Source organism: Pseudomonas sp. 22085 (assembly GCF_052045815.1).
GTDB classification, from domain to species: Bacteria; Pseudomonadota; Gammaproteobacteria; order Pseudomonadales; family Pseudomonadaceae; genus Aquipseudomonas; species Aquipseudomonas glycinae.
The window spans coordinates 1-13,087 of the sequence record NZ_JBQEQA010000002.1 but is presented as its reverse complement, the minus strand read 5'-3'; the positions used below and the strand labels follow the sequence as shown (position 1 = coordinate 13,087).

Sequence of the window (13,087 nt, the reverse complement as noted above, 5' to 3'; positions counted from 1 at the left end):
CCGCCAATCTGCCAATCCCCGACACCCCCTCTAGGAGCAATTCCCGGAGGGGACTACAATCCCCACCCCGCCTCGATGGCCGATCTGCCCCGCCCATGTTGACCTGTTCCGTACACCCGCTGCCCTACCGCGCCAACCCCGCCGACTATTTCGCGGCCGTCCGCCATGCGCCCGGCGCCGTGCTGCTCGACAGTGGCCGGCCGAGTGCCGACCGTGGCCGTTATGACTTGCTCAGCGCCTGGCCGCTGGAACAACTGGCGGTGTTGCCGGACGAACGCGGGGAAGATTTCCTGCAACGCCTACGGACCAATCTGACCCGCTTGGGCGACGCGCAACTGCCCGACGACTACGAATTGCCCTTCGCTGGTGGCCTGATCGGTTACCTGAGTTACGACTTCGGCCGGCATCTGGAAAACCTGCCGAGTCAGGCCCTGGATGACCTGCAATTGCCCGATGCGCGTTTTGGACTGTACGACTGGGCCTTGATCAGCGATCACCAATCGGCCACCAGCCAGCTGGTGTTCCACCCGTCGGTCAGCGCCAGCGAGAAACAGCGGCTGATCGATGTATTCAGCCAACCAGTGGGCACGGAACTGACCCCGTTCAAGCTGAACAGCCCGATGGCGGCTGATCTCTCAGCCGACGAGTACCGTCAGGCGTTCGAACGCATCCAGCATTACATTCAGGCCGGCGACTGCTATCAGGTCAATTTCGCCCAGCGTTTCCGCGCGCCGTGCCAGGGCGATCCATGGCTGGCCTACTGCAAACTGCGTGAGGCCTGCCCGACGCCGTTTTCCGGGTTCCAGAGCCTGCCCGACGGCAACGCAGTGCTGAGCCTGTCGCCCGAGCGTTTCGTCAAAGTCAGCCAGCGCCAAGTGGAAACCCGCCCGATCAAGGGCACCCGCCCCCGTGGCGCGACCCCGGCCGAAGACGCAGCGAACGCCGCCGAATTGCTGGCCAGCCCCAAGGATCGCGCGGAAAACCTGATGATCGTCGACCTGCTGCGCAATGATCTGGGCCGCACCTGCCGTATCGGCTCGGTGCGAGTGCCAGAGCTGTTCAGCCTGGAAAGCTATCCGAACGTGCATCACCTGGTCAGCAGCGTGACCGGTGAGCTGGCGCAGGATCGCGACGCCCTGGACCTGATTGCCGGCAGCTTCCCCGGCGGCTCGATCACTGGCGCGCCGAAGATCCGCGCGATGCAAATCATCGACGAACTTGAACCGACCCGACGCGGTTTGTATTGCGGTTCGTTGCTGTATCTGGATGTGCGCGGCGAGATGGACAGCTCCATCGCGATCCGCAGTCTGTTGGTGAAGGATGGGCAGGTGTGTTGCTGGGGCGGTGGCGGGATCGTCGCCGATTCTGACTGGGAAGCGGAGTATCAGGAATCGATCACCAAGGTCAGAGTCCTGCTCGAAACCCTGCAGAACCTCTGACGTTTGTTGATCGTTCCCACGCTCTGCGTGGGAATGCAGCCCGGGACGCTCTGCGTCCCAAAGCGGACGCAGAGCGTCCATTGAGGCATTCCCACGCAGAGCATGGGAACGATCAAGGAATGTGATTACAGGGACAGGTCGCGGTTCGAGGCTTTGAGGAATTCCTGCTTCAACTCGGCAAACGTATGCACCGCCGGAAACTGCGGAAACTCGCGAATCACGTTATCCGGCGCATGGAACAGAATCCCCGCATCCGCCTCGCCCAGCATGCTGGTGTCGTTGTAGGAATCCCCCGCCGCAATCACCCGGTAATACAAACTCTTGAAGGCCAGAACCGACTGCCGCTTCGGATCTTTCTGACGCAACTGGTAGCTCGTCACCCGCCCGCTGTCATCGGTAATCAGTCGGTGGCAGAGCAAGGTCGGAAAGCCCAGCTGACGCATCAGCGGCTGGGAAAACTCGTAGAAGGTGTCCGACAGAATCACCACCTGGAAACGCTCGCGCAGCCAGTTGACGAACTCCACCGCGCCGTCCAGCGGCTTGAGCGTGGCGATCACTTCCTGAATGTCCGAAAGCTTCAGGCCATGCTCATCGAGGATGCGCAGGCGCTGTTTCATCAGCACGTCGTAGTCGGGAATGTCCCGGGTGGTGGCCTTGAGCGATTCGATTCCGGTTTTTTCGGCGAAGGCGATCCAGATTTCCGGTACCAGCACCCCTTCAAGATCAAGACAGGCAATTTCCACAGGACACTCCATTTGTAATGTTTATTGAGCCGAGCGAGCCCGAACTCTAGCGGCTCGACCTGGAGCGCGCAACGCAGAGGCTGCCCCGGCGCGCGTTGCTTTTTGTTACCATCGCGCCATATAGAGCGCCCAGCGCCACCGACCTGTAGGAAGCCGCCCTGATGAGCCCAACGTTCGACGTCGTGGAACTCGCCACGACCTATGCCAACAAATCCGCGCAGGACATCCTCAAACTCGCGTTCGCCGAGTTCGGCGATGACCTGTGGATATCTTTCAGCGGCGCCGAGGATGTGGTGCTGGTGGACATGGCCTGGAAGCTGAACAAGAACGTCAAGGTGTTCAGTCTCGACACCGGCCGCCTGCATCCGGAAACCTACCGTTTCATCGATCAGGTGCGCGAGCACTACAAGATCGATATCGAACTGGTCTCGCCGGACTACACGAAACTTGAACCGTTCGTGAAGGAAAAAGGCCTGTTCAGTTTCTACAAGGACGGTCACGGCGAATGCTGCGGGATCCGCAAGATCGAGCCGCTGCGCCGCAAACTGTCCGGCGTCAAAGCCTGGGCCACCGGCCAGCGTCGCGACCAGAGCCCTGGCACCCGCAGCGCCGTGGCGGTGATGGAAATCGATACAGCGTTCTCCACCCCGGAGCGCACCCTGTACAAGTTCAACCCGCTGGCGCAGATGACCAGCGAGGAAATCTGGGGCTACATCCGCATGCTGGAGCTGCCGTACAACAGCCTGCACGAGCGCGGCTTTATCAGCATCGGCTGCGAACCGTGCACTCGTCCTGTCCTGCCGAACCAGCACGAACGTGAAGGTCGCTGGTGGTGGGAAGAAGCGACCCAAAAAGAATGCGGGTTGCATGCCGGGAACATCATCAGCAAGGCATAAGCATCCCTGTTGCCCTGTGGGAGCAAGTCAGCTCCCACAGTGTTCACCACCCGTTTTGAAAAATGTGTACACACGAATGTCACCATCGGTGCCATTTATGTGTGCACTTTTCGTTTCTGCGCCCTGAAAAGTTACATCAAGCTCCAAAAACACTCCCTCCTCGCGCCCGCCGAAATCCCTCCCGAAAAATAAATACCTGTTCGAACGGTCAATTTATATCGCCCGTATTTCAACGACTTGGCTCGCCTCAATAACTTTTCGAAATCAGCGATGGTTTTCATAGATCGCCGACTGGCACAGATCTGGCTTTAGTGCATACATGTTTTGTATACAAAACCGCAAAACATGAACCCACACTTTCGATCCGCAAGCCTGAAGCGCCCTATCCCGTACAGGCTGCAGATGCCCCGTAACCAGTGATGTTTTCACCGCCGCGACGAAGATCTGCCGAGCCCGAACGCTCATGCACAGTCATCGCGGCCCGAACATCAGGAGCCTGCCGGAATGCGTACGAGTCTCTCCAATAACAACATCGCGCTGAATCTGCCCGCCTCTTCCCCCCTCGACCACAGCGTGCCCGGTGACGGCATCGCCGAACCGCTGCAACTGAGCCCGCGTCTGCACAACAGTGACCTCGCGCCGACCAAGGTCGAAGGGCGGCGCTGGGGCAAATACAGCATCTTTGCCCTGTGGACCAACGATGTGCACAACATCGCCAACTACTCGTTTGCCATCGGTCTGTACGCCCTGGGCCTGGGCGGCTGGCAGATCCTGCTGTCGCTGGGGATCGGCGCGGCGCTGGTGTACTTCTTCATGAACCTGTCCGGTTACATGGGGCAGAAAACCGGCGTGCCGTTTCCGGTGATCAGCCGGATCAGTTTCGGCATTCACGGGGCGCAGATTCCTGCATTGATCCGGGCGGTGATCGCCATCGCCTGGTTCGGCATTCAGACGTACCTGGCATCGGTGGTGTTTCGCGTGTTGCTCACGGCGATCCATCCCGGTTTCGCCGACTACGACCACAACTCGATCCTCGGCCTGTCGAGCCTGGGCTGGGTGTGTTTCGTGGCGATCTGGTTCGTGCAACTGGCGATTCTGGCCTACGGCATGGAAATGGTCCGCCGCTACGAAGCCTTCGCCGGGCCGGTGATTCTGCTGACCGTCGCCTGCCTCGCCGCGTGGATGTACACCCAAGCCAACGCGACCATCGCCTGGTCAATCCGCGAACCGCTGACCGGCGGCGAGATGTGGCGCAACATCTTTGCCGGCGGCGCCTTGTGGCTGGCGATCTACGGGACGCTGATCCTCAACTTCTGCGACTTCGCCCGCTCTTCGCCGTGCCGCAAGACAATCAAGGTCGGAAACTTCTGGGGTCTGCCAGTCAATATTCTGGTGTTCGCCGGGATCACTGTCCTGCTGTGCGGTGCGCAATTTCAGATCAACGGCCGGATCATCGAAAGCCCGACCGAGATCATCGCCTCGATCCCCAACACGTTCTTTCTGGTGCTCGGCTGCCTGGCGTTCCTGATCGTCACCGTGGCGGTGAACATCATGGCCAACTTCGTCGCCCCGGCCTTCGTGCTCAGCAATCTGGCGCCGAAATACCTGACCTTCCGCCGCGCCGGGCTGATCAGCGCGACCATCGCCGTGCTGATCCTGCCGTGGAATCTCTACAACAGCCCGCTGGTGATCGTGTACTTCCTGTCCGGCCTCGGCGCCCTGCTCGGCCCGTTGTACGGCGTGATCATGGTCGACTACTGGCTGATCCGCAAAGGCCGGATCCACGTGCCGCAGTTGTACAGCGAACACCCTGACGGTGCGTATTACTACAGTCGCGGGGTCAACCTGCGGGCGGTGGCGGCGTTCATTCCGGCCGCTTTGATCGCCATCGTTCTGGCACTGGTGCCGGGCTTCCACAGCGTTTCGCCCTTCTCCTGGCTGATCGGTGCCGGCATTGCCGGAATGCTCTACCTGATCATCGCCAAACGCCAGCCGCACTACGCCGACGTCGACGGTGAAGCCATCGCCGTCGACAACCTCAGCCACTGAATCTTTTGGCGGCCCTTCGCGGGGCCGCAGAACCAACCGTAATAAGGACTTCCCATGCGCATTCTCGTGGTCAACGTCAACACCACCGAATCCATCACCCAGGCCATCGCCCGTTCGGCGCAGTCTGTCGCCTCCCCCGGCACGGAAATCGTCGGGCTGACGCCGCATTTCGGCGCCGATTCAGTCGAGGGCAATTTCGAAAGTTACCTGGCTGCCATCGCCGTGATGGACCGGGTGATGTCCTACGACCAGCCGTTCGACGCGGTGATTCAGGCCGGCTACGGCGAACACGGTCGCGAAGGTTTGCAGGAATTGCTTAACGTGCCGGTGGTGGACATCACCGACGCGGCCGCCAGCACCGCGATGTTTCTCGGCCACGCCTATTCGGTGGTTACCACGTTGGATCGCACCGTGCCGTTGATCGAGGATCGGCTGAAACTGTCCGGCCTGTGGGATCGCTGCGCCTCGGTGCGCGCCAGTGGCCTGGCGGTGCTGGAGCTGGAACACGAGCCGCAACGGGCGCTGGAAGCGATCGTGCATCAGGCGGAACTGGCGGTCACTCAGGATAAAGCCGAAGTGATTTGCCTCGGTTGCGGCGGCATGGCCGGGCTCGACGAGAAGATTCGCCAGCGCACCGGCGTGCCGGTGGTGGATGGCGTCACAGCGGCCGTGACCATCGCCGAATCGCTGGTGAGACTGGGCCTGTCGACCTCCAAGGTGCGCACGTACGCGACGCCACGGCCAAAAACCATCATCGGCTGGCCAGCACGTTTTGCGCGTTAAAGCGCTCGGCGAGGTCCAGGATTGAAAACTGTTCGATGACGAAATCGACGAACGCCCGGGTCTTGCCCGGCAGCAGTTTGTGTTCGGCGTAATAAATCGAGATGTTGCCGTCGTCGACGTACCAGTCCGGCAGGACCCGCTGCAACGTCCCCGCCTCAAGATAGCCGACGGCGAACGGCATGCTCACCAGCGCAATCCCCAACCCCTGCGCCGCCGTGGCGCAGGCGGCTTCGGAATCACTCATGGTCATTCGTGCCTTGAGGGTCAGCGGGCTGTGTTGCCGGGTGCGATGCGTCAACTGCCAGGAGCGCACACGCCCGGTCTGCGGTGAGCGGATCAGGATGCCGTCGTGCAGCTTGAGCTCGTCCGGCTCGCTGATCGGCGCGTATCGATCCAGATAATCCTTGGAAGCCACCAACACCCGATGCGCCGGTGTCAGCCTGCGCGCCACCACGCCTTGGGGCAGCTCGAAGCCCCCCCCAATCGCTGCGTCGAACCCTTGGCCGATCAGATCGACCTGGCGGTTATCGAAATGCCAGTCCGGGTTGATCGCCGGAAATCTTTTCAGGAACTCCCCCAGCAACGGCACGATGTACAAGCGGCCGAACACCGTGCCCATGCTGACTTTCAGCGTACCCGCCGGTTGACCGCCGGCACTGGCCAGATTGTTCACCGCGTTCTGGATGGTGGTCAGGCTGCCGCTGACCTCACTCAGAAACAATTGCCCCGCTTCCGTCAGGGTCAATCGTCGGGTGCTACGCTGGAACAGCCTCACGCCGAGGCGCGCTTCCAGTTTCGCCACGCTTTTGCCCACGGCGGCCGGCGTCAGGCTCAGGCGTCGCGCGGCCTCGGCAAAGCTGCCGACTTCGGCGCTGCGCACGAAGCATTCGATACTGCTGAAGGTTTCCATGACCGCCACTCTAAACTTTTGGTTTACACAGACTATAGCAACCACGGTCTACTCGCCCGGTAGCGAGGGGCAGATACTCGACACCACACCAAGGCAGCCTGCCTTGAAACTTCTGGAGATCGAACATGACCACTCAACACCTCAGCGGTAAAGTCGCTCTGATTCAAGGCGGCTCTCGCGGCATCGGTGCCGCCATCGTCAAACGCCTGGCCGCTGAAGGCGCCGCGGTTGCCTTTACCTACGTCAGCTCGGCCGCCAAGGCTGAAGAACTGCAAAACAGCATCACCGCTACCGGCGGCAAAGCTCTGGCGATCAAGGCTGACAGCGCCGACGCCGGTGCCATCCGCAACGCAGTGAACGCCACTGTCGAAGCCTTTGGCCGCCTCGACATCCTGGTCAACAACGCCGGCGTGCTGGCCGTCGCGCCGCTGGAAGACTTCAAACTGGAAGACTTCGACCAGACCCTGGCAATCAACGTGCGCAGCGTGTTCATCGCCAGCCAGGAAGCCGCCAGACACATGGGTGAAGGCTCGCGCATCATCAACATCGGCAGCACCAACGCCGACCGCATGCCCTTCGCCGGTGGTGGCGTGTATGCGATGAGCAAATCCGCACTGGTCGGCCTGACCAAAGGCCTGGCCCGAGACCTCGGCCCACGCGGCATCACCATCAACAACGTGCAACCCGGCCCGGTCGATACCGACATGAACCCGGCCCACGGCGAGTTCGCCGACAGCCTGATTCCGCTGATGGCCGTCGGCCGTTATGGCACGGCCGAGGAAATCGCCAGCTTCGTCGCCTACCTCGCAAGCCCGGAGGCCGGTTATATCACCGGGGCCAGCCTGACCATCGACGGTGGTTTCGGCGCCTGATTGATCGGATAGTCGATAACGAAAAACGCCGCCCCTCCTTTGACAGAGGGGCGGCGTTTTTTTTGTTCGCGATTTGATCAAGCCCAGTCGAGCGCCGGCAACCCGCAAGCACTCGGCGTGAACGCTTTCAACGTACGAAGAATCCCGTCGGCGTGTGCGTATTTTTCATCGGCCATGGCGGCATCGGGGATGGCGATGGCAGTCATGCCGGCTGCTTTCGCGGCTGTCACACCGAACGGCGAATCTTCGAACACCAGGCAATCTTCCGGCGCAACACCGAGTCGGCGAGCAGCGGTGAGGAAGATGTCCGGCGCCGGTTTGGCCGCACCGACCTCCGGGTCGTCAGCGGTGACGATGAAGTCGAACAGTGCAAACCAGTCGCCGTGCAAGGTGGTTTTCTGCCCGAACGACTGACGGGACGAACTGGTGCCGACGGCAATCGGAATCTTGTGCGCCTTGAGGTGGCGGATCAGTTCCTCGGCGCCCGGCATCGCTTGCGCGGTGGGAAAACGCTCGCGCATCAGCGGCTCGCGGATCACCAGAAATTCTTCGGCGGTGATCGGCAGGTCCAGCGCCTCGACCACATAACGGGCCAGATCGCCGGCGCCACGGCCGATGATGTTCTGCTTGATGCTCCAGTCGAACGTGCGCCCGTAACGCTCGGCAATCAGCGAGGTAACCTCGGTGTAGATGCCCTCGGTGTCCAGCAGCAAACCGTCCATGTCGAAAATCACGGCCTTGATCGGGCCAAACGCCTTCAGCGGTGCATTCATCATCGGATCCGTTATCAAAGACATCCCGCGCGACGTGGATAGCGCCGCTGCTCGGATCTGATTAAAGGGTTCAGCAGCATAACGAGCGCGGCCAAGGTTGAGCAACGGGCAATGTCGGTTGTCCGCCGAACGCCCTCCTCCACATTTAGAGAATCGCCCTACAGACATCGCCTACTCGGCTGACTTCTTTCCTGTTTGATCCCCCGCAAAGTTTCGCGCCATTCCCCTGATGCGCGCGAGTGACTGCGAATGCTTCCACCTGACCAACTCCTGAAACTGAACAACAGCATTGGTTTGCTGGTGGTCGCTGCGCTGCCCCCTGATCAGCCCGACGTCGAAAAACTGTTTCAGGAGTTTCGCCTCTGCCTCAACAACTATGACGCCTGGGCCGAGCAGTTCTGGACGGGCACCGCGTTGGATGTCGAACAGGTGTTCCAGGTCGGCAACGATGTCCGGCTCAGTGCACCGGTTGCCAGCCGCAAGCCCATCAGTTCCTCTGTCGCCATGTGTTCCGCCAGCGGCTCCCTGACACTGGTGCACATGTTCGAAGCCGCGCGGTTTGTGCCGATCGGTGATACGCCGGTGATTCTTGAACCGGTCATTTCCGATGTCGACGGTGTTTTGGGTTTCGGCGAACCGCTGCATTACACCATCGGCCCCAGCGGCATTCTCAAGGTCGACGATTGCGACCGGGGCCAGCGTTATCGCATCACCTTCTTTCCCGATGTTTCCACCGCGCATGTCCAGACGTTGTACGCCTCGTATCAGGGTCTTCTTGATGGTCTGGAAGGCTGGCTGCGTGAGGAATGGAAAGGGTTTCAACCGCAGTGGACGGAGTTTTCCAGCGCCGGTTTCACCGAGCGTTACGGGCAGTTGCAACGGGCTGACTGGCACGGTTTTGAAACTGCCCTGAATGGTGTCTGGGATGACGTGAAGCAACTGTTCGCGTTGCTCGCCGATTTGCAGGCCAACAGCGAAAAGCTTGTGCAGTATCTGTCCAGCGCTGAACTGGATGCCTTGCTTGAGGCGTCCTCCGAGGCCATCGCCAATGGTCTGCTGATGCTCAGCGATGAGCCGTTGCTGTTCATTTATCTGGCGGCCTTTACCAGTTGGCTGAAGATGCTGCCGCCGCAGTATCTGGCCGAGGTGGTGGCCGAGGTTCGCGCTGAGCTGCTGGTCAGTTTTCTGCTGATGTGTGTGTCGGGTGGCATGGGCGTGCCGCTGCGGTTAAGCACCCAGGTATTGGGCAAGATCAAGTCGCCGCGTGCGCGGGAATGGCTGGCGGCTTCGGCGTTGCGGCTGGCGGAGATGACCTCGGCGCCTGACCTGACCCGACATGCGAGCGCTTTGAAACCGTTGATGGTCAATGCAGGTCCGGCACCGTTGCGGCCGACACCGGCTATTCCGCTTGAAGTTCGCACGGTGGATGCGCTGGTGCTGACGGTACCCAATCCGGCGGCCATTGCCCGTGACAAGTCCCACGGCATGACGCGAATGGAACGGCATGAGCCTCGCGATGAGGCTTCGGATCAGGCGAAAAATCCCAACGGTGACAGCGCCGATTGTGCATCCCGAACCTGCACCAACGGGTGTCCGGTGTCGATGGTCACCGGCGAAGAGCTGCTGACGCTGACCGATGGCGTGCTCGACGGGCTGCTGCCGTTTGAGTTCAGCCGCTTGTATCGCACCAGTGCGGTCGAGATCGATGTCGGGCTGGGGTTTGGCTGGAGTCACTCGCTGGCGCATCGGCTGGAGGTCGATGGCGCTGCGGTGGTCTGGGTTGACCACGAGAACCGGCGCACGCGGTTTCCGTTGCCGAGTGTCGAGCGGCCGGAAATCCACAACAGCTTGTCGCGGGCGGCGATCTTTCTGGGGGATGAGCCGCAGGAGCTGATTGTTGCGCTGGCGGGTGAGGCGGCGCGGTTTTATCACTTTCGGGCTGGGCGTCTGACGGCGGTCAGCGATGCCTACGGTAACCGGTTGCGTATTACGCGGGATCGCCTGGATCGCATTGAGCGCCTCGACAACGGCGCTGGTCGTTCCTTGTTGCTGCGCTATGAGCGGGCGCATCTGGTCGCGGTCGATTATCAGGTTTTTCGGGAGTCTGCCTGGCGCACCGAGCAGACCCTCGCCCGTTATCGGTACGACGCCCGTCATCGATTGATCGAGGCGACCAATGCGGTCGGCGAAAGCGAGCGTTACGACTACGACGACCAGCACGTCATCCTGCAACGGCAACTGGCCGGCGGCGCGAGCTTCTTCTGGGCGTGGGAGCGCGCCGGCAAGGCGGCGCGTTGCGTGCGGCACTGGGCCTCGTTTTCGCAGATGGATACGCGTTACGTCTGGGATGACGCCGGCCGTGTCACGGTGCATTACGTCGATGGCACTGAAGAAACTTACGTCCACGACGACACCGCGCGGATGGTGCGTCAGGTTGCCGCCGACGGTGGTGAGCAGCTCAAGGCCTATGACGCGCAAGGCCGGCTGGTCGCCGAGCAGGATGCGCTGGGGGCGGTCACCGAATACCGCTACGACGATGCCGGACGGCTGATCGCGCTGATTCCGCCGGACGATGCGCCGACGTCCTACGAGTACCGCAATGGTTTCCTGCACAGTCGTTCACGTGGCGATGCGGTGTGGACGTACCGGCGCAATGCCCAGGGTGACATCACCGAGGCGGTCGATCCGGATGGCCATGTCACCCACTACCACCGCGATGCACAGGGGCGGTTGCTGTCGATCCGTTATCCGGATTCGGGTCGGCATGTGTTCGTGTGGAACGACCTGGGCCAATTGGTCGAAGAAAGTCTGCCGGACGGTGGGGTTCGCAAGTTTTCCTACGATGCGTTGGGGCGGCGGACGACGGTTCAAGACGAACATGGCGCGGTCACCCGTCACGCCTGGGACGCCGTTGGCCGGCTGATCCAGACCACCTCGCCGAATGGCGCCACCCGCGCCTGGTCCTACAGCGCCTACGGCCAGATCACCGCCGAGCGCGATGAACTGGGGCGCATCACCCGCTACGAATATGACGATGACCTGCATTTGGTCAGCCGGCGGATCAACCCCGACGGCACGCAACTCCGGTACCGCTACGACCATGCGCAGCTGTTGCTCACGGAAATCGAGAACGAGTCCGGCGAAAAGTACCGGCTGGACTACACGCCCACCGGACTGATCCGACAGGAAACCGGCTTCGATGGCCGGCGTACCGCTTACGCCTACGACCGCAACGGCCACCTGCTGGAAAAGACCGAGTTCGGCGACGACGGCTCGACGCTGGTCACCGGCTATCAACGTGATGCTGCTGGGCGATTGCTGCTCAAGACCCTGCCGGACGGGGTCGAGGTCAGCTACCGGTATGACCGTTTAGGCCGTTTGGTCGGCGTGGATGACGGCCAGGATCACCCGCTGGCCTTCGAATATGACCTGCAGGACCGGCTGGTGCGCGAGCATCAGGGCTGGGGCACCCTGCGTTACACCTACGACGCCTGCGGCCAGCTCAGCCGGATGCGCCTGCCGGACAACAGCAAGCTCGATTATCACTACGCCAAGGGCGGCGCGCTGACCGCGATTGACCTCAACGGCGCCTTGCTCACCCGTCACGTCTACCAGAACGGCCGCGAACAGCAGCGCCAGCAAGGCCTGCTGCTCAGCGAATATGCCTACGATGAACAGGGCCGCTTACGCGCCCACGCCGTAGGCCATCAACGCAGTGCGCTGTACCGTCGCGACTTTGCCTACAGCGCCAACGGCAACCTCGAACACATCGCCGACACCCGCCACGGCCAGCGCAGCTACACCTACGACGCCCTCGACCGGCTGATCCGCGTGCGCCACACCCGCGACGATGTGCCGGAAACCTTCGCCCACGACCCGGCCGGCAACCTGCTGATGCAGGATCGCCCCGGCCCGACGCAGATCAAAGGCAATCGCCTGCAAATGCAGGGCGACCGGCACTACGACTACGACGCCTTCGGCAACCTGATCCGCGAACGCCGTGGCCGTGCGCAAACCCTCGTCACCGAATACCGCTACGACAGCCAGCACCGCCTGATCGGCCTCACCCGCCCCGACGGCACCAGCGCCACCTACCAATACGACGCCTTCGGCCGGCGCATCCGCAAAACCGTCAACGGCCAGACCACCGAGTTCTTCTGGCAAGGCGACCACCTGATCGCCGAAAGCAGCCAGGAACAGCACCGCAGTTTCATCTACGAACCCGGCACCTTCCGCCCATTGGCCATGCTCGACGGCAAAGGCCCGAAACGCGCCTGCCCGTTCTACTACCAACTCGACCACCTCGGCACCCCGCAGGAGTTGACCGACTACAGCGGCGAGATCGTCTGGTCAGCCAAATACAGCGCCTACGGCAAGGTCACCTCGCTGGAGCTCGCGACCGAGGACTACTTGAACCAGCCACTACGGTTTCAGGGGCAGTACTTCGATGAGGAAAGCGGGCTGCATTACAACCGGCACCGGTACTACGACCCGGACGTGGGGCGGTACCTGACGCCGGATCCGGTGAAGCTGGCGGGTGGACTGAACCAGTACCAGTACGTGCCGAATCCGACGGGGTGGGTGGATCCGTTGGGGTTGAGCTCCAATTGTCCGCCGCCGAA

The 13,087-nt window shown here is 61.7% G+C and carries 9 protein-coding genes; 6 read left to right on the top strand and 3 right to left on the bottom strand.

The window, feature by feature from the left end; all coding sequences use genetic code 11:
- Positions 1 to 95 precede the first annotated feature (95 nt).
- The gene (gene pabB / locus ACTJK7_RS02465) at positions 96 to 1,439 is read left to right on the top strand and encodes an aminodeoxychorismate synthase component I (RefSeq protein ID WP_440780228.1); all 1,344 of its coding nucleotides are present in this window, start codon (positions 96 to 98) and stop codon (positions 1,437 to 1,439) included.
- 125 nt (positions 1,440 to 1,564) lie between these two features.
- Here the strand turns inward: pabB and thrH are convergent, their stop codons facing one another.
- A complete protein-coding gene (gene thrH, locus ACTJK7_RS02460) occupies positions 1,565 to 2,182 on the bottom strand; it encodes a bifunctional phosphoserine phosphatase/homoserine phosphotransferase ThrH (RefSeq protein WP_011333236.1) in 618 nt (205 codons plus the stop codon).
- Between the two features lie 161 nt (positions 2,183 to 2,343).
- On the opposite strand from thrH, the gene ACTJK7_RS02455 reads away from it, so the two are divergent.
- The 3 genes from ACTJK7_RS02455 (at position 2,344) to ACTJK7_RS02445 (ending at position 5,910) form a co-directional block, all read left to right on the top strand.
- Positions 2,344 to 3,078, top strand: coding sequence for a phosphoadenylyl-sulfate reductase (locus ACTJK7_RS02455; RefSeq protein WP_007960132.1), 735 nt, complete (start codon positions 2,344 to 2,346; stop codon positions 3,076 to 3,078).
- 504 nt (positions 3,079 to 3,582) lie between these two features.
- Positions 3,583 to 5,127, top strand: coding sequence for an NCS1 family nucleobase:cation symporter-1 (locus tag ACTJK7_RS02450; RefSeq protein ID WP_085655255.1), 1,545 nt, complete (start codon positions 3,583 to 3,585; stop codon positions 5,125 to 5,127).
- Between the two features lie 54 nt (positions 5,128 to 5,181).
- Positions 5,182 to 5,910, top strand: coding sequence for an aspartate/glutamate racemase family protein (locus tag ACTJK7_RS02445; RefSeq protein ID WP_085655256.1), 729 nt, complete (start codon positions 5,182 to 5,184; stop codon positions 5,908 to 5,910).
- On the opposite strand, the gene ACTJK7_RS02440 is transcribed toward ACTJK7_RS02445, so the two are convergent.
- Entirely contained in the window at positions 5,879 to 6,820 is a 942-nt protein-coding gene (locus tag ACTJK7_RS02440; protein WP_085655257.1) for a LysR family transcriptional regulator, read from the bottom strand. The two genes, ACTJK7_RS02445 and ACTJK7_RS02440, sit on opposite strands and share 32 nt — an antisense overlap.
- A gap of 125 nt (positions 6,821 to 6,945) precedes the next feature.
- Between ACTJK7_RS02440 and ACTJK7_RS02435 the strand changes: the two genes are divergently transcribed.
- Positions 6,946 to 7,692 (top strand): 3-oxoacyl-ACP reductase family protein, encoded by a 747-nt coding sequence (locus tag ACTJK7_RS02435; protein WP_085655258.1) that lies wholly within the window; start codon positions 6,946 to 6,948, stop codon positions 7,690 to 7,692.
- Positions 7,693 to 7,769: 77 nt separating this feature from the next.
- Here the strand turns inward: ACTJK7_RS02435 and ACTJK7_RS02430 are convergent, their stop codons facing one another.
- The gene (locus ACTJK7_RS02430; RefSeq protein ID WP_085655259.1) at positions 7,770 to 8,465 is read right to left on the bottom strand and encodes an HAD-IA family hydrolase; all 696 of its coding nucleotides are present in this window, start codon (positions 8,463 to 8,465) and stop codon (positions 7,770 to 7,772) included.
- A gap of 249 nt (positions 8,466 to 8,714) precedes the next feature.
- Here ACTJK7_RS02430 and ACTJK7_RS02425 point away from each other — a divergent pair.
- The coding region (locus tag ACTJK7_RS02425; RefSeq protein WP_440819222.1) for an RHS repeat-associated core domain-containing protein at positions 8,715 to 13,087 on the top strand (4,373 nt) is incomplete at its 3' end.